Raw genomic sequence first — 17,101 nt, 5'->3', positions numbered from 1 at the left:
CCGATGGTCCCTTCGGGGCAGGTGCACGACCTGCGCCCGGGACGAAGGGACACGGGGTGAAGCAGCTCGGCGAGATCCTGCTGGACGAGGGGCTGGTCACCGAGGCGCAGCTGATGGCCGCCCTGGACGAGCAGCTGGTGCGCGGGCAGTCGCTCGGCCGCACGCTGGTCGAGATCGGGGTGCTCACCGAGGGCCAGCTCGTGGCGGCGCTCGCACGGCAGGTCGGCATGGCGTTCGTCGACCTCGACGACTACCCGGTGGACCGCGCCGCGGTGTCCATGGTCCCCGCGGCGCTGTGCCGGCGCTACACGGTGCTGCCGGTGGCGTTCCAGGAGGGCGCGCTGGTGCTGGCCACCGCGGACCCCGGCAACGTCGTCGCGGTGGACGACGTGCGGACGGTGTCGGGGATGACGGTGCTGCCGATCGTCGCGACGTTCGAGAACCTCACGCGGGCGATCGACCGGTTCTGCCGCGCGGACGGCGAGATGGAGGACCTGTCCTCGGCGTTCGAGGAGGAGCAGGCGCCGCAGGACGTCGACCTGTCGAGGGTCGGCGACGTCGTCGAGGACGACGCCCCGATCGTCCGGTACGTCAACCTGCTCGTCACCCAGGCGATCTCCGACCGCGCGTCGGACATCCACATCGAGCCCACCGAGCACGACCTGCGCGTCCGGTACCGCATCGACGGCGTGCTGCACGAGATGCAGCGCTCCCCGAAGCAGATCCAGGGCGGCGTGATCTCGCGGGTGAAGATCCTGTCGGACATCGACATCGCCGAGCGGCGCAAGCCGCAGGACGGCCGCATGTCGGTGACGCACAACGGCCGCAAGATCGACCTCCGCGTCGCGACGCTGCCCACCGTGTGGGGCGAGAAGATCGTCATGCGCATCCTCGACAACTCGACGGCGTCGCTCGACCTGCGTGACCTCGCGTTCCTCGAGCACAACTACGCCACCTACCGCGAGGCGTACACCAAGCCCTACGGCATGATCCTCGTCACCGGCCCCACCGGTTCGGGCAAGTCCACGACGCTGTACGCGACGCTGAACGCCGTCTCCCGGCCCGAGATCAACGTCATCACCGTCGAGGACCCCGTCGAGTACCGGCTCGCCGGCATCAACCAGGTGCAGGTCAACCCGAAGGCCGGCCTCACGTTCGCCGGCGCGCTGCGCTCCATCCTGCGGTCCGACCCCGACGTCGTCCTCCTCGGAGAGATCCGCGACCACGAGACCGCGCAGATCGCCATCGAGGCCGCGCTCACGGGCCACCTGGTGCTGTCGACGCTGCACACCAACGACGCGCCGTCCGCGGTGACGCGGCTCGTGGAGATGGGGATCGAGCCGTTCCTCGTCGGGTCGGCGCTGGACGCCGTCGTCGCCCAGCGGCTCGCGCGGCGGCTGTGCGAGAAGTGCAAGGAGCCCTACGTCCCCACGGAGACGGAGCTCATCTCGGCGCGGTTCCCGTGGGTGCCGGGGGAGGCGCTGCCCGAGCTGTTCCGGCCCGAGGGGTGCGTCGCGTGCTCCCGGACCGGGTACCGGGGGCGCGTCGCGCTGCACGAGGTCATGCGCGTCACCGAGGACATCGAGCGGCACGCCGTCGCGCGGTCGTCGTCCGCCGAGATCGCGGCGACGGCGCGGGAGCAGGGGATGATCACGCTGCGCGACGACGGGTGGCAGAAGGTCGTGCTGGGGCAGACCTCGATCGAGGAGATCCTGCGGGTGGTCGCGTGAACGGACCGGCGTCCGGGTGGACCGGCCGTTCAGGACTCAAGAATCCGCTGAAGAGCACCGATGAGGGGATGCGGAGCCGCATCCGGCGCGCAGGCACGAAGGGAGCCGACAGGTGAGCGAAGGCTACGGGGCCGTGCACGGGGCCGTTCCGCCCGCCGCGGCTCAGGTGCCGCCCGTGTCGCCGCGGGAGATGTCGGGCGTGACGACCGGATTCGGCAGGCCACCGGGGACGGCGGGAGGACCTGTGCCTGCGGGCGCACCGTCGGTGCCAGAAGGGTCGAGGGGGCCGTCAGAGCCGGGCCTCCGCAACCGACAGCGCGATTCGGTCGGCCGTGCGGGAATGGGCTATCAGCGAGATCAGGGCGATCTCGATATCGACGCCGCGCTCGCTGCGATGGTCCATGCGGGCGCCTCCGACCTCCACCTGACCTCGGGTGCTCCACCTACGGTGCGCGTGGCAGGGTCGCTGCAGGCGCTCGACGGCTTCGACGTCCTGCAACCCGACGCGCTCCGCCGGACTCTGTACTCGGTGCTGACGCAGAAGCAGCGCGAGAAGTTCGAGGCGAACCTCGAGCTCGACCTCTCCTACTCCCTGCGGGGACTGGCCCGGTTCCGCGTCAACCTCTACCAGCAACGCGAGTCGCTCGGTGCGGCGTTCCGGGTGATCCCGTACGAGATCAAGCCGCTGGAGCAGCTGGGCGTTCCCCCGGTGGTCGCCAACTTCGCCGGCCTCCCGCGCGGGCTCGTCCTCGTCACCGGGCCCACGGGGTCCGGCAAGTCGACGACTCTTGCTGCGATCATCGACCTCGCCAACCGCACGCGGGCCGACCACATCATGACCGTCGAGGATCCGATCGAGTTCCTGCACCGCCACAAGAAGTCGCTGATCAACCAGCGAGAGGTGGGGGAGGACACGCACTCGTTCGCCGCCGCGCTCAAGCACGTGCTGCGCCAAGACCCGGACATCATCCTGGTCGGCGAGCTGCGCGACCTCGAGACGATCTCCGTCGCGCTCACCGCTGCGGAGACCGGGCACTTGGTCTTTGCGACCCTGCACACGCAGGATGCGGCGCAGACGATCGACCGTGTGATCGACGTCTTCCCGGCGCACCAGCAGGCGCAGGTGCGCACCCAGCTGGCCGGTGCTCTGCAGGGCGTGGTGAGCCAGACGCTGTGCAAGCGTGCTGATGCGCCGGGGCGCGTGGTGGCGACCGAGGTCATGGTGGCCACCGCTGCCATCCGGAACCTCATCCGCGAGGGCAAGACCTATCAGGTGTACTCGGCGATGCAGGCCGGCGCGCAGCACGGCATGCACACGATGGACCAGCACCTGGCCGAGCTCGTGCGGACGGGTCGCATCACCTACGAGTCCGGTCTGGAGCGCGCGCACCACGTCGAGGACTTCAACCGGCTCACCGGGCGGTTCTCCGGGGTGAGCCAGGGTGCCGCGGGAATGGGTGCCGGCAACGGGTTCGCTGGGGACGCCTTCGGTCAGGCGGGCGTCTGATGGCGGACACGAAGACGTTCGAGTACGCGGTCCGCGACCGCTCCGGCAAGCTCGTCAAGGGCCGCATCGACGCCAACGACCAGGCTGCGGTCGCCCGTCGGCTCAAGAGCATGGGCCTCGCGCCCGTGTCCGTCGCCGAGGTGCAGACGACCGGCCTCCAGCGCGAGATCACCATTCCTGGCCTCGGCGCGCGGATAGGCCTCAAGGACCTGGCAGTGACCTCCCGCCAGATGGCGACGATGGTGTCAGCCGGGCTTTCGCTGATCCGGACCCTCGGCATCCTGGCGGAGCAGACGGAGAACAAGGCGCTGTCCAAGGTCCTCGGGCAGGTGCGCAGCGACGTCGAGGTCGGCCTCTCGCTCTCGGCCTCGCTCGAGAAGCACCCACAAGTCTTCCCTCCGCTCATGATCAACATGGTGCGTGCGGGTGAGACCGGTGGGTTCCTCGAGCGGTCGCTGCTGTCGGTGGCCGAGAACTTCGAGGCCGAGGTCAAGCTGCGCGGCCAGATCAAGTCTGCCCTGGCCTACCCGGTCGTCGTGCTCTGCATCGCGATCCTGGCGATGATCGGCATGCTGCTGTTCATCGTGCCGATCTTCGAGGGAATGTTCGCGGACCTCGGTGGGACGCTCCCGGCGCCGACGAGGTTCCTGGTGTGGCTGTCGGGGATCATGAAGTGGCTCGCGCCGGTTCTTGTGGTGGCGGCTGCGGTGTTCCTCGCGTGGTGGAGCAGGCACAAGAACGACACCGGAATCCGCCAGCGACTTGATCCGATCAAACTGCGCCTTCCTGTTTTCGGGGGACTCATCCGGAAGATCGCAGTGTCCCGATTCACCCGCAACTTCGGCACCATGATCGCTGCAGGTGTACCGCTGCTCCAGGCGCTCGACATCGTGGGCCAGACGAGTGGCAACTGGGTGATCGAGCACGCGGTCAAGGATGTGCGGGAGTCCGTGCGCCGCGGCTCGTCCCTCGCGGAGCCCCTGTTGCACCACGATGTCTTCCCGCCGATGGTCACGCAGATGATCGCCGTGGGGGAGGACGCGGGAGCGCTGGAGACGATGCTGAGCAAGATCTCGGAGTTCTACGACCAGGAGGTCGAGCAGACCACCGAGTCGCTCACCAGCCTCATCGAGCCACTGATGATCGTCACCGTCGGTGGCCTCGTCGGTGGCATGATCGTCGCCCTCTACATGCCGATGTTCTCGATCTTCGAGCTCATCCAGTAGCTCCAAAGAGTGAATCGCCCGCGCTCCTGTGCGGACCACTCAAGTCGGTCGGTCACAGGGCCGATGACGTGGGTGTGAGGTGATGCGGGGCGGTTCTCCGTGAAACACCTCGCGCCTGTGCTGGTATCCCTTTGAAGCAGATCGGAAGTGTCATGGTCGGTTACGTCCGCAAGGCGCTCGCCAAGCGCGAGGACGGCGAGAAGGGCTTCACCCTCGTCGAGCTCCTCGTCGTGGTCATCATCATCGGCATCCTGGCCGCGATCGCGGTCCCGCTGTACCTCAACCAGCAGAACAAGGCGAAGGAGTCCGCGGCTAAGGCGGACCTGTCGACCCTGCGGACGAATGTCGCCGTCGTGCTGTCGGAGTACCCCGACGCGACCGGCATCGGATTCAGCGCCGCCGGGTCGAACCCCGTGGTCATCACCCCGTCGGGCGTGACGGGCGCGACCGCGACCAGCGTCGCCGTGAGCGACGGCGTGGAGTTCGTGAGCGGCACCGTCGACATGGCAGCGGGCACGTTCAGCATCTCCGTCTCCTCGGCGAACGGGAAGACGTTCGAGACCGACCAGGCCGGTTCGATCACCGAGAGCTGAGACTCGTCTCGTCTCCTGCCGGAGGCACGCCGCGGCGGCGTGCCTCCGGCACCGGTATGTGGAGGAGGTGCGGGGTGCGCAACCGTGACGAGGAGTCCGGCTTCAGCATGATCGAGGTCGTCGTGGCACTGACGCTCGCGGGCATCCTGCTCGCCGTACTCGCCCCGCTCGTGATCGGCACCGTCGTCGCGACGGGCAAGATGACCACGATCTCCTCCGCCACCCAGGTGGCCGCGGCAGGCAACGACGCGGCGCGGGCGCAGCTGGACGCGGGAGGCCTCGCGAGCTGCTCGTCGCTCGTCAGCGGCTCCCCGGGCCTCACGACGAGCACGGACCAGCGCGGAGTGACGATGCGGCGCGCGGTGACTGTCACCGGAGCTTGCACCGCGAAGTCGGTCGCCACGGTGGTGGTGCGCGTGACGGCCGTCGGTGACACCGGTCTGTTCCGCGACGGGACGGAGCTCGCTTCGACGAGGACGCGGGTGTACCTGCCGTGAACCGCCCGCGCCATCGGCTCGACACGACCCGGGAGGGCGGCTTCACTCTCGTCGAGCTCCTCGTCGCGATGACCGTGGGTCTCCTCGTGCTCGCCATGGTCACCGGCGGCCTGATCATGCTGATCGGGCAGCAGCGTCGAGTCGTCGACACCGGTCAGACCGGCAGCGAGGTGCAGGCCGCCTTCTCCGGGATCCAGCGCGGGGTACGCAACTCCACGGCGGACGGCATCGAGGTCAGCGACAGCGGGCGGCTCATGGTCGCGCTTACTGGCGGCGGCACCAGCACATCCGCGTGGCGCTGCCAGGCGTGGCGTTACGTACCCGCGGCGGATGCGGGAGACGCCGGGACGCTCTATTGGACGATCCGCCCGCAGGGAACGGCGCTGGATGTCGTCACCGACCCCGAGGCCGCCGGGTGGACGGTGCTGGTCGAGAACGTCGTGACGGACGGGAGCCAACCGGTCTTCACCCTGCAACCGAGCGGGTCGGTGCGGATCGCGATGGTCGCGTCGCGTACGGGTCAGCCTGATGACATCGAGGCTGTACGTATGGACACCGAGGTGGTGCGGTTGCCGCAGGCGCACTCGGGCAAAGGTGGGTGCTTCTCGTGACGGGAGTAGGGATGCGAAGGCTGCTGCCGGGCCGGCCCGGCAATGACGAGGGTTTCGCTCTGGCCTCGGTGATCGGGCTCATGCTGCTCGGTGCGCTGATCGTCTCGCTGATGCTGACGGCCACGCTGCGGTCGATCGGCTCGACCACGGCGACGCGCGCGTCCGTGCAGGCGAAGGCGGCGGCCCAGACCGGCATCGACGACGTCCGCGCGATGCTTGCGGCGGGGACGTGCGTCTCAGGAACCGTGACGGGGACGAACCCCGGCTACACCGTGACCCTCCATCCGTCGAATGCCGGTGACGCCACGGCGGCCCTGCCGGTCGCGTGCCCGACCGCGAGCTCGCGTTCTGTGTTCCTTGTCTCGGCCGGACGAGCGACGGCACGTGGTGTCGGCTCGGACGACGGGGATGTCCGCACGGTGGAGGCTCTGTTCACGAAACCTGCCGGCTCGCCCAAGTTCAGCAAGGCCATGTTCGGGCTGAACGGCGTCAACGTGAGCACCAACGTCTCCGTGTACGACAGCACGGGGACGAACTCGGCGGACATCTTCACCGAGGGCAAGTTCAACTGCGCATCAGCGATGACACTGCAGGGCAGTCTGTACGCGCGCGGCGACATCAACTTCTCCAGCTCCCCGTGCACGGTGAACGGCTCGGTCCTGACCGAAGGTGACTTCCAGTGCTCAGCCGGCACGACGATCGGCGGCAACCTGCTCGTCGGGAAGACCGCGACCTTCCAGAGCAACCCGTGCGACGTCGCCGGCATGACCCACGCGGGGACCAACGTCGTCATGCCGAACGGCGGGACCAAGCTCGGCACGTCGGTGCTGGCGCGCGGCTCGCTGCTCGTCAACGGCGTCCCGTCCACGACGGTGAACACCATCACCCTCGGCGGTGTGGTCAGCGGGTCGCACCGGGCCGCCATCGTCTCGGCGTGGGGCCCGCGGCTCGCCGAGAACCAGACCGTCGCGGCCCCGCCCGCGTACCCGGTGTCTGCGGCGAACGAGTTCCCGCGACTCACCGCCGACGACCCCTCGATCACCTCCGGCTTCACGACGAAGCCCTGGGGCAGCACCGTCCTCGACGCGATGAGCTCCGGTTCGAAGCCCGGCGCGTGCAACCTGAACTGGGGCGGGAATCGGTATCCGTCGCCGATCGTCATCTCCGCGAACACGCGCTTCGATACGCGAACAGAGTGTGCGGGCGGCGTCACCCTCGGCATGTCGCTCTGGTTTGAGCTGAAGGCCGACCTCGTGATCGTGGCCAATCAGATCAACCAGAACGGGAACATCAAGTTCACCTCGGGCGACGGGCAGAAGCACAGCGTCTACCTCGTGAACCCCTGGCCCGCAGCTGCTACGACGTGTAGCTCGACCGCGTCGCCGGGGATCGAGCTCACGTCAGGCACCTGGACCCAAGACCCGAAGCTCGCCGTGCTGATGTACTCCGCCCGTCCGATCTCGGTGAAGAACACGCCTGTTCTCACCGGCCAGATGTATGGCTGCACCATGGCGTTCAGCACCTCCGTGAACCTCACGTACACACCGGTCGGTTCGGTCGTGGACCCGGCAGCCACACCCTGGTCGGTGTCGTTCGAGCGCGACCGGGGCTGACGAGGTGCCTGTCCAGGCGCTCACCGCCTTGCTCTGCGGAGTCCTCGGCCTCGCGATCGGCTCGTTCCTCAACGTCGTCGTCTGGCGGGTCCCGCGGGGTGAGTCCGTCGTGAGCCCACGCTCGGCCTGCCCCCGTTGCAGGCACGAGATCCGCGCCCGTGACAACGTGCCGGTCCTGTCGTGGCTGGTGCTGCGCGGACGGTGCCGCGACTGCGGGGAGTCGATCTCGTCGCGGTACCCGGCCGTCGAGGCCGGGACAGCTGCACTGTTCGCCACCGTCGGCTGGTCGGCAGGCCCGAGCTGGGTGCTTCCGGCCTATCTCTACCTGACCGCGATCGGCGTGGCGCTCGCGCTGATCGACCTGGACTCCCAGCGCCTGCCGGACAAGCTCGTCCTGCCCTCGTACCCCATGGCGCTGGTGCTGCTCGCCCTCGCTAGCTGGAACCCGGGTGGCGCGTCTGACTGGGGCGCTTTGGTCCGGGCCGTGACGGGCGGCGCCGTCATGTTCGCGGTGTACCTGCTGATCGTGCTGCTGTACCCGCGGGGCATGGGACAGGGCGACGTCAAGCTCGCCGGCGTCCTCGGGATGTACCTCGCGTGGGCTGGGTGGGGCAACCTCGTCGTGGGGTGGTTCGCTGCTTTCCTGCTGGGTGGCATCGTCGGCATCAGTCTGGTCGCTGGGCGGCGAGCGGGGCGCAGGACGGCCATCCCGTTCGGGCCCTGGATGCTGCTGGGCGCGGCTACCGGTCTGCTGGTGGGGGCGCAGATCTCGGGCTGGTACGTCGACCTCGTGATCTGACCAGGTGGTCGTCAGCGCGACGTCTCAAGTGGGCGGGGTGTGCGGCCGATAGCACGGAAGACCACCGACAGGGAGGAGAGGCCGACGTGGCGAGCACCCGCGTGATCGGACTCGACATCGGTACGACCGCGGTGCGGGCGGCCGAGCTGGAGTTCAGCGGCCGCGGCAAGACCGGTCAGTCAGCGACTCTCCTGCGCTACGCGGAGGCGCCGTTGCCGCACGGCGCGGTACGCGACGGTGAGGTGGCCGAGCCGGCAACGGTCTCGACGATCCTGCGCCAGCTCTGGTCGCGGGCGAAGTTCAGTACCCGCGATGTCGTCATCGGCGTCGGGAACCAGCGGGTCCTCGTGCGCGAGATCGAGCTGCCGTGGATGCCGCCGGCTCAGATCAGGGAGACCCTGCCCTTCCAGGTGCAGGAGTCGCTCCCGATGTCGACCGATGAGGCACTTCTCGACTTCTTCCCGACGGATGAGGTCTCGGGGCCGCAGGGCCGCACCCTGCGCGGCATGCTCGTCGCCGCCCAGCGGGACACCGTCAACGCGAACGTCGTGGCTGTCGAGGGGGCCGGTCTGCGTCCCACGATGGTCGACCTCAACGCCTTCGCGCTGCTGAGGGCCCTTGCCCGGGGTGATTTGGGTTCGCGGGTCGTCGCGTTCGTCGAGATCGGCGCGGCGGTCACCGACGTGATCGTGTCTGCGCACGGCATCCCGCGCCTGGTCCGAACACTGCCGTCGGGTGGCCAGAACGTGACCCAGGCGATTGCGAGCGGTCTCGGCGTCGCCGTCCCCGACGCCGAGACCATCAAGCGGGAGCTGGGCGTGGCGCACCAGTACCCATCCGGGCAGGAGGCGGCCGGCGAAGCGATCGGCGCCGTGACGAGGACGCTGGTCGAGGCGATCCGCAACACCTTCGTGTACTACCAGGGCAACCATCCGGGCGCGGGGATCGAGGGGGTCGTCCTGACGGGGGGTGGCGCTCACCTTCCCGGGCTCGGTCAGTACCTCTCGTCGGCCAGTCGGCTCCCCGTCGCGCTCGGCGACGCGCTGGTGGGAGTCCGGCGGCCCAAGAAGGGCCCTGACCTCTCGGGGTTCGAGTCGCGGGTCACGATGCCGGTCGGCCTCGCCTTCGGAGTTGCAGCATGAGCGTCACCGAGCTCGCCCACGACCAGGGTGCCGCCGTCGTCCCGATCCTCGGGCGTCCGCCACAAGTCAACCTGCTACCGCCCGAGGTGCGCTCCGCGCGCGGGTTGCGGGTCCTGCAGCGTTGGCTCGCCATCGCTCTCGTGGCGGTCCTGGCCTTGTGTGCCGCGATGTACGGGTATGCGGCTCTCCAGCGCAGCGACGCCCAGGACGAGCTCGCTCGCGAGCAACAGCGCACGGCCGACCTCCAGGTCCAGATCGCGAAGTACGCCGAGCTGCCGCAGGTGGAGTCAGCGCTGAACCGGGCGTGGACGGCGCGCGAGATGGGGATGGCGACCGACGTCCTGTGGGCCGAGCGCATCGGCGCGATCGCCGCGCTGCTGCCCAACGACATGAAGATCGAGGGCTTCGTCGTCGACCAGCCCAGCGTGATCGACCCGGAGGTCGCGAGTGGGAACGCGCTGCGCTTCGCGCCGACCGGTGCCATCTCGCTGACGCTGCGCAGCACGGTGCTGCCGGACACGGCGACGCTCATGGAGACGCTCGAGACGATGCCAGGATTCGTGTCGCCGTGGTTCTCGACAGCGGAGGTCGCGGAGGAGGACGGTGCGGTCTTCTACCGGGTCACCCTGTCGGTTTTCGTCACGCAGGACGCGTACTCGAACCGCTACCTGCGGCCGGACGGTGCCGGCACGACCGAGGGGAGCGACGGCTGATGGGCGCGAAGAGGGGAACCTGGATCGCCGGTGCGGCATTCATTGGCGTCGTGGCTCTGGTCGGCACCTGGTTCCTCGGCGTGTCGCCGGTGCTGGACGAGTCGGCGCGGCTGACGGCGGAGAGTGAGACGACCCGTGCGCAGAACGTCCAGCTGGAGGCGAAGCTGCATCAGTTGTCGGCGGACTCCGCCAAGCTCCCGGAGCTGAAGGCGGAGCTCGCGCAACTGCAGGTCGGCATACCGACCACAGCTCAGGTGGACGACTTCCTGCGGTGGGTCGACGAGATCCAGACCGCACGCCAGATCCCGACGGTCAACGTCGAGGTCGCCGACCCGATGAGCGTCGTCGACAACCGGGGGGCACTGACACCCGAGCCGGCGCCCACCGACGCCTCGAGCGCGTCGCCGAGTCCCGAGCCGTCGGCGAGTCCCGATGACACGTCGGGGGGGGAGAACGCAGACAAGTCGACGGCGGAGACGCCGACGGCCGCCGTCCCAGGTCCTGATGGGTTCGTGGCCGTGCCGGTCACGATCACCGTCCTCGGGAACTTCGTCAGCTCGCTCGGGTTCATCTCCGACCTGCAGAGCGCGGACGGGCGCCTGTTCCTCGTCACCGATCTGGAGGGCTTCGGGCAGGACGACGCGGAGGCCGCCGACGGGCGGCCCGCTACGGTTCGCGGCGACGTCGAGCTGACGATCACCGGCAACTTGTACGTCCTCATCGACCCCGCCGGGCTCACGGCACCGGAGCAGGACGGGAGCCTTCCCCCGCTCGACCCGGGCAAGCCCGCGCTCGGTGCCGACGCCTGACCCGGCACCCCTCCCCGCGCCCCGGCCCACCCCGTGGACCGGGGCGCGGTGCTGCCCGCCCGACATGGGAGGATCGCGACCATGCTCCGTTGGTTGACGTCCGGTGAGTCGCACGGCCCCGCCCTGGTGGGCGTCCTGGAGGGTCTCCCCGCGGGTGTCGAGGTCGAGTCGGCTCACATCCGCGACGCGCTGGCGCGGCGGCGGCTGGGGTACGGCCGCGGCGCGCGCATGAAGTTCGAGCAGGACGAGGTGCGCATCCTCGGCGGCGTGCGGCTCGGGTTGTCGCAGGGCGGCCCGGTGGCGATCGAGATCGGCAACACCGAGTGGCCGAAGTGGGTCGACGTGATGTCGGCGGACCCGGTGGACGACCCGGAGAAGCTGAACCGCGCGCGCAACGCCCCGCTGACGCGGCCGCGGCCGGGCCACGCGGACCTCGTCGGGATGCGCAAGTACGCGTTCGACGACGCGCGTCCGGTGCTGGAGCGGGCGTCCGCGCGGGAGACGGCGACGCGGGTGGCGCTCGGGACGGTCGCGGCGCGGTTCCTGGAGCAGGCGGCGGGCGTCCGGCTGGTGTCGCACGTGGTGGGCATCGGGCCGGTGGCGGTCCCGGACGACGCGGCGCTGCCCGGCCCGGACGACGTCACGGCGCTCGACGCGGACCCGGTGCGCTGCTTCGACGCGGCGACGTCGGCGGCGATGGTGGCCGAGATCGACGAGTGCCACAAGGACGGCGACACCCTCGGCGGCGTCGTGGAGGTGCTCGTGTACGGGCTGCCGTCGGGCCTGGGCTCGTACGTGCACGCGGACCGGCGGCTGGACGCGCGGCTCGCGGGTGCGCTCATGGGCATCCAGGCGATCAAGGGCGTGGAGGTCGGCGACGGCTTCCGCACGGCGACGCGGCGGGGGTCGCAGGCGCACGACGAGATGGAGCGTGACGCGGACGGCGTGATCCGCCGGCGCTCGAACCGCGCGGGCGGGCTCGAGGGCGGCATGACGAACGGCGAGGTGCTGCGCGTGCGCGCGGCGATGAAGCCGATCTCGACGGTGCCGCGCGCGCTGGACACGGTCGACACCGCCAGCGGCGAGCCGGCGAAGGCCCAGCACCAGCGCTCCGACGTGTGCGCGGTCCCGCCGGCGGCGGTCGTCGCGGAGGCGATGGTCGCGCTCGTGGTCGCGGACGCCCTGCTGGAGAAGACGGGCGGCGACTCGGTCGGGGAGGTGCGGCGCAACCTCGAGGCGTACGTCGCGTCCGTGCCCGACCTGCTGCGATGACCGGCGGGGGAACGCCCGGACCGCGGGTCGTCCTGGTCGGGCCGCCCGGGTCCGGCAAGTCGACCGTCGCGCAGGCCCTGGCCCGCCGGTGGGGGCTGGCGGCGCGGGACACCGACGCCGACGTCGAGCGCGTGGCCGGCAAGGCGGTCGCGGACATCTTCGTCGACGACGGCGAGCCGCGGTTCCGGGAGCTCGAGCACGAGGCCGTGCGCGTCGCGCTGGCGGAGCACGACGGCGTGCTCGCGCTGGGCGGCGGGGCGGTCCTGCACCCGGCCACCCAGGAGGCGCTGGCCGCGTACCGCGAGCGGGGCGGCGTCGTGGTGTTCCTCGACGTGTCGCTGCGGCACGCGGCCCCGCGGGTCGGGTTCAACCAGTCGCGTCCGCTGCTGCTGGGCAACCCCCGGGCGCGCTGGCAGCAGCTCATGGAGGAGCGCCGGCCGGTGTACGAGCGGGTGGCGTCCGTGGTGGTGTCCACCGACGGCGTCCCGCCGGCGCGGGTGGCCGAGCGGGTCGAGGAGGCGCTGGCGGACCGGCGCCCGGACGAGGACGGGGCGGGGGCATGACGGGGACGACGGGCTCGGCGGACGTGCCGGGCACGACCGGCGGCACGGCGACGCGCACGGTCGAGGTGCGCGGTGCGCAGCCGTACGACGTGCTGATCGGCCGGCACCTGCTGGGCGAGCTGCCGCGGCTGCTGGGCGACGGCGTCCGGAAGGTCCTGGTGATCCACCCCGCGGCGCTGGCCGCGACGGCCGAGACGGTCCGCGAGGACCTGACGGCCCAGGGGTTCGAGACGCTGCTCGCGGAGGTCCCGGACGCGGAGCCGGCCAAGACGGCGCAGGTCGCGGCGTTCTGCTGGCAGGTGCTGGGGCAGGCGGACTTCACGCGCAGCGACGCGGTGGTCGGGCTCGGCGGGGGTGCGACGACGGACCTCGCGGGCTTCGTGGCGTCGACCTGGCTGCGGGGCGTGAAGGTCGTGCAGGTGCCGACGACGCTGCTCGCGATGGTGGACGCGGCGGTCGGCGGCAAGACCGGCATCAACACGGCCGAGGGCAAGAACCTGGTGGGGACGTTCCACCCGCCGGTCGGGGTGCTCTGCGACCTGGCCGCGCTGGAGAGCATGCCGCGGCACGACTACGTCGCGGGGCTGGGCGAGGTCGTGAAGTGCGGGTTCATCGCCGACCCGCGCATCCTCGACCTGGTCGAGGCGCACCGCGACGAGGTCACCGACCCGGTGCGCGGCGCCGCGTCGCCGGTGCTGGCCGAGCTCGTCGAGCGGTCGGTGGCGGTGAAGGCCCGGGTCGTGGGGGAGGACCTCACCGAGCAGGGGCTGCGCGAGATCCTCAACTACGGCCACACGCTGGGCCACGCCATCGAGCACGTGGAGCGCTACTCGTGGCGGCACGGCGCCGCGGTGTCGGTGGGCATGGTGTACGCCGCCGAGCTCGCGCGGCTCGCGGGCCGCCTGGACGAGACCGTCGTCGCGCGGCACCGGTCGGTGCTCGAGGGGCTCGGCCTGCCGACGTCGTACCGCGGCGACCGCTGGGACCAGCTCCACGCGGCGATGCGACGGGACAAGAAGACGCGCGGCGACCGGTTGCGGTTCGTCGTGCTCGACGACGTGGCCCGGCCGTCGCGCCTGGAGGGTCCCGACCCGACGCTGCTCGTGGCGGCGTACGCGGAGATCTCCGAGGGCGTCTCCGCGCCGCGCGGACTCTCGCTGGGCTGACTGCCGCACAAGGCCCCAGGCTTGTTCGGTGCTGTACAAGGTGCAGACCTTGTATGTGTACTTCACAAGGTCGTAGCCTTGTCCCCATGTGGATCATGACGGTCGACCAGCAGGACAGCCGACGCGTGGGCGACCGCGTCGGCGCGCTGCTCGACGCGCTGGGGGCTGAGACGTCCCCGCTCGCCGCGGCGGCGCCCCGAGGGGTCGTCCTTCCGTTCGAGCGCACCGTCGGGGACGAGGTCCAGGCCGTGCTGGCGGACCCTGCGCTCGTCGTCGCGCTCACGCTGCACCTGGTGCGGCTCGGCGGCTGGAGCATCGGCATCGGCGCCGGGAGCGTCGACGAGCCGCTGCCCGCGTCGTCCCGGGAGGCGTCCGGGAGGGCCTTCATCCACGCCCGGGAGGCCGTCGAGGCGGCGAAGTCCCGCTCGCGCACCGTGCCGGTGGCCGTCCGCGGCGACGACCCGTCCGCGGCGGCCGAGTCCGAGGCGGTGCTCGCGCTGCTCGGCGCCGTCGTCGCCCGACGGACGGCCGCCGGCTGGGCGGTCGTCGACCGCATGACCTCGGTGCCCGGCACCGAGCCGCCGCGGCAGGAGGACGCCGCCGCCGCGCTGGGCATCAGCCAGCAGGCCGTCAGCGAGCGCCTGCGCACGGCCCTGTGGGCCGAGGAGCTCGCCGCCCGCCCCGCCGCGGCGCGCCTGCTCCGCCTCGCGGCCGGACCCCGGGACGATGGGGCGGCCGTCGAGGGGGAGGAGCCGGCATGACGCCGCTGTGGGGGACCGTGGTCGTGGTGGCCGCGCTGGCCGTCAGCGCGGGGCTCGGCTGGGTCGCGGCGGCCGGCGTGCTGCGGCTCGCCGACCGCGGCGGGCGCCGCTCCGGTCCGGCGCCCCGGGCGGGGACCTCCGCGGCCGAGCCGGCCAACGAGCACCAGCGCGACTACCGCAAGGGCCGGGTCAACCGGCGCGCGAAGGGCGGCGCGTCCCGCGGCGGGGACGGGCCGGACGGCGACCGGGCACGCGCGAAGCTGCGCGGCGGCACCTGGATCGGTGTGCTGGAGCGCCTGGCCGTCACCGGGACCCTGCTCGCGGGCGAGCCCGGGGGCGTGGCCGTCGTCGTGGCGGTCAAGGGTCTCGGGCGCTACCCCGAGCTGCGTGCGGGCGACGACCCCGCGGTCTCCGAGCGGTTCGTGATCGGGACCCTCGCCTCGCTGGTGTGGTCCGCGGGTGTCGGCGTGCTGGGACGCTGGTTGCTGCTGCGCTGACCGCACCGGCAGGCCCCGGGGTCCGGGTGGGGCGCCGGCTCACGGGTACCGGTCACCGCCGGGCACGTCGAAGAGCTCCTCGAGGGTGTCCACCCGCTCCCGCGCCAGGTGGGCCGACAGCTCGCGCCCGACGTGCCGCAGGTGCCAGCCCTCGGGGGCGAACCCGGTGAGGTCCTGGTTCGCCGCGGTGTACCGGAGCAGGAACCCGAAGTCCGTCGCGTGCTCCACGAGCCACCGACCCTCGGGTGTCGACCCGAAGCAGTCGCTGAAGTCGCACCCGGGCTGCGTCGTGCTGCCCAGGTCCACCGCCAGGCCCGTCTGGTGCTCGCTGTGCCCGGGTCGCGCGGAGACCTGCTCCGCCCGCTCCCTGCCCAGCTGCGCCACCCAGCCGTCGTGGACGCGTGCCTGGTACTCAGCCGACCGGTAGGCGCTGCGCACCGTCAGGTGGACGCCGTCCTCCTCGGCCGCCGCCAGCAGCGCGGTGAGGTCGGTCGCGGCCGCGGGGTGCAGCAGGTAGCCGCGGACCTCGGTGAGCTCCGGGACGTAAGCACGGTCGAGCGGTCGGGCCTTGTTCACGACGACCCACGGGCTGGACGGGTCGTCGGGGGAGTGCGCGGACAGGTCGGGCCCCCGGTCCCCGGCGTGCCCGCCCTGCGCGCCGGGCGCCGGGCCCGGTGAGGACGGGTCGTCCGCCGCGGGGTCCCGGCCGGCCGGGGAGGTGACGCCCTCCGGCACGGGGGCGGCGTCACCGCCGGCGGGCGTCGCGGAGGCGCAGGCCGCCAGGAGGCCGACGACGACGAGGAGGACGACGGCGGACGCGCAGGCGCGGCCGTGGACGGGGCGGGGATCTCTCATGCCGTGGGAAGTGTCCGGCCGGGCCCGCGTCGTGCCATCCAGGCTGCGGTGTCATGGCCGCGCCCGGTCCGGACACTGCCCAGGGCGGAGCCCCTGCACCGGTCCCCGGAGGTGATGCCGTGCCGGTCCCCGCCCCGCCGCACGAGGTCGACCCGTGGCCGCGCGTCGTCGACCCGGTCCCCGACGACGCGGGCCAGGCGACCCGCCCCGCCGACGCGACCCCGGGCGCGGACGCCACGGATCGCCGCCCGGTCGGCGCCGCACACCTGGAGGACCTGTACGCGGCGCACGCGCGCACGGTGTACCGCTTCGCGCGGACCCGGCTGGACGCCGTGGACGCGGAGGACGTCGTGGCGGAGGTGTTCGCCACCGTCTGGCGCCGGGGAGCGCCCGACCTCGCGGACCCGCGCGCGTGGCTGCTCGCCGTCGCGCGCCGCGTGATGGCGAACCACATCCGGTCGCTCGGGCGCCGGGTGGCCCTGCACGACCGGCTCCGCGCGCTGCCGCCGGCGGTGGGGGAGGACGGCGGTGCCCTCGTGGACGAGCTGTACGACCTGCGGCGGGCGATCGCGCGGCTGCGTCCCGCGGACCGCGAGGTGATCGGTCTGCTCGCCGCCGCCGAGCTGTCGACCGCCGAGCTCGCATCGGTCCTCGGGTGCACGCCCGCCGGCGCGGCGACCAAGGTGCACCGGGCGCGGCGCAGGCTGCGGGCCGTGTACCAGGCGCTGGACCGGGAGGAGGGCTGAC

Annotated in this window: 18 protein-coding genes; 17 read left to right on the top strand and 1 reads right to left on the bottom strand. The window is 71.7% G+C overall.

Annotated features, from left to right (window positions below; genetic code table 11):
- Positions 1 to 56: 56 nt before the first annotated feature.
- The 16 genes from K5O09_RS10180 (at position 57) to K5O09_RS10105 (ending at position 15,499) form a co-directional block, all read left to right on the top strand.
- A complete protein-coding gene (locus tag K5O09_RS10180) occupies positions 57 to 1,730 on the top strand; it encodes a GspE/PulE family protein (protein WP_222169458.1) in 1,674 nt (557 codons plus the stop codon).
- A 394-nt stretch (positions 1,731 to 2,124) separates the two neighbouring features.
- A complete protein-coding gene (locus K5O09_RS10175) occupies positions 2,125 to 3,237 on the top strand; it encodes a type IV pilus twitching motility protein PilT (RefSeq protein WP_255595216.1) in 1,113 nt (370 codons plus the stop codon).
- The gene (locus tag K5O09_RS10170) at positions 3,237 to 4,463 is read left to right on the top strand and encodes a type II secretion system F family protein (protein WP_222169457.1); all 1,227 of its coding nucleotides are present in this window, start codon (positions 3,237 to 3,239) and stop codon (positions 4,461 to 4,463) included. The genes K5O09_RS10175 and K5O09_RS10170 overlap by 1 nt, the downstream gene beginning before the upstream one ends.
- A gap of 152 nt (positions 4,464 to 4,615) precedes the next feature.
- Positions 4,616 to 5,056, top strand: coding sequence for a prepilin-type N-terminal cleavage/methylation domain-containing protein (locus K5O09_RS10165; RefSeq protein ID WP_222169456.1), 441 nt, complete (start codon positions 4,616 to 4,618; stop codon positions 5,054 to 5,056).
- Positions 5,057 to 5,130: 74 nt separating this feature from the next.
- Positions 5,131 to 5,553 carry a type II secretion system protein gene (locus tag K5O09_RS10160; RefSeq protein ID WP_222169455.1) on the top strand — a complete coding sequence of 141 codons (423 nt, stop codon included), beginning with the start codon at positions 5,131 to 5,133 and terminating at the stop codon, positions 5,551 to 5,553.
- Positions 5,550 to 6,164 (top strand): prepilin-type N-terminal cleavage/methylation domain-containing protein, encoded by a 615-nt coding sequence (locus tag K5O09_RS10155; RefSeq protein WP_222169454.1) that lies wholly within the window; start codon positions 5,550 to 5,552, stop codon positions 6,162 to 6,164. Before K5O09_RS10160 ends, K5O09_RS10155 begins: the two co-directional genes overlap by 4 nt.
- An 11-nt stretch (positions 6,165 to 6,175) precedes the next feature.
- Positions 6,176 to 7,777, top strand: a complete 1,602-nt coding sequence (locus K5O09_RS10150; protein WP_222169453.1) for a hypothetical protein — start codon at positions 6,176 to 6,178, stop codon at positions 7,775 to 7,777.
- Positions 7,778 to 7,781: 4 nt separating this feature from the next.
- Positions 7,782 to 8,576 (top strand): A24 family peptidase, encoded by a 795-nt coding sequence (locus K5O09_RS10145; RefSeq protein ID WP_222169452.1) that lies wholly within the window; start codon positions 7,782 to 7,784, stop codon positions 8,574 to 8,576.
- A gap of 86 nt (positions 8,577 to 8,662) precedes the next feature.
- Positions 8,663 to 9,718, top strand: a complete 1,056-nt coding sequence (gene pilM, locus K5O09_RS10140) for a type IV pilus assembly protein PilM (RefSeq protein ID WP_222169451.1) — start codon at positions 8,663 to 8,665, stop codon at positions 9,716 to 9,718.
- Positions 9,715 to 10,431, top strand: coding sequence for a PilN domain-containing protein (locus K5O09_RS10135; protein WP_222169450.1), 717 nt, complete (start codon positions 9,715 to 9,717; stop codon positions 10,429 to 10,431). Before pilM ends, K5O09_RS10135 begins: the two co-directional genes overlap by 4 nt.
- The gene (locus K5O09_RS10130; RefSeq protein WP_222169449.1) at positions 10,431 to 11,240 is read left to right on the top strand and encodes a hypothetical protein; all 810 of its coding nucleotides are present in this window, start codon (positions 10,431 to 10,433) and stop codon (positions 11,238 to 11,240) included. The genes K5O09_RS10135 and K5O09_RS10130 overlap by 1 nt, the downstream gene beginning before the upstream one ends.
- Before the next feature lie 81 nt (positions 11,241 to 11,321).
- A complete protein-coding gene (aroC, locus tag K5O09_RS10125) occupies positions 11,322 to 12,512 on the top strand; it encodes a chorismate synthase (RefSeq protein WP_222169448.1) in 1,191 nt (396 codons plus the stop codon).
- Positions 12,509 to 13,075, top strand: a complete 567-nt coding sequence (locus tag K5O09_RS10120; protein ID WP_222169447.1) for a shikimate kinase — start codon at positions 12,509 to 12,511, stop codon at positions 13,073 to 13,075. The genes aroC and K5O09_RS10120 overlap by 4 nt, the downstream gene beginning before the upstream one ends.
- A complete protein-coding gene (gene aroB / locus K5O09_RS10115) occupies positions 13,072 to 14,241 on the top strand; it encodes a 3-dehydroquinate synthase (protein WP_222169446.1) in 1,170 nt (389 codons plus the stop codon). The genes K5O09_RS10120 and aroB overlap by 4 nt, the downstream gene beginning before the upstream one ends.
- Before the next feature lie 86 nt (positions 14,242 to 14,327).
- Entirely contained in the window at positions 14,328 to 15,002 is a 675-nt protein-coding gene (locus K5O09_RS10110) for a SatD family protein (protein ID WP_222169445.1), read from the top strand.
- A complete protein-coding gene (locus K5O09_RS10105; protein ID WP_222169444.1) occupies positions 14,999 to 15,499 on the top strand; it encodes a hypothetical protein in 501 nt (166 codons plus the stop codon). The genes K5O09_RS10110 and K5O09_RS10105 overlap by 4 nt, the downstream gene beginning before the upstream one ends.
- 39 nt (positions 15,500 to 15,538) lie before the next feature.
- Here the strand turns inward: K5O09_RS10105 and K5O09_RS10100 are convergent, their stop codons facing one another.
- Positions 15,539 to 16,354, bottom strand: coding sequence for a M15 family metallopeptidase (locus K5O09_RS10100; protein WP_222169443.1), 816 nt, complete (start codon positions 16,352 to 16,354; stop codon positions 15,539 to 15,541).
- A 119-nt stretch (positions 16,355 to 16,473) separates the two neighbouring features.
- On the opposite strand from K5O09_RS10100, the gene K5O09_RS10095 reads away from it, so the two are divergent.
- A complete protein-coding gene (locus K5O09_RS10095; RefSeq protein ID WP_255595210.1) occupies positions 16,474 to 17,100 on the top strand; it encodes an RNA polymerase sigma factor in 627 nt (208 codons plus the stop codon).
- Position 17,101 lies beyond the last annotated feature (1 nt).

This window comes from Cellulomonas sp. C5510 (assembly GCF_019797765.1).
In the GTDB taxonomy this organism is placed as follows: Bacteria; Actinomycetota; Actinomycetes; order Actinomycetales; family Cellulomonadaceae; genus Cellulomonas.
Note: the sequence above shows the minus strand (reverse complement) of the source record. Positions and strands in the feature narration are given on the sequence as shown.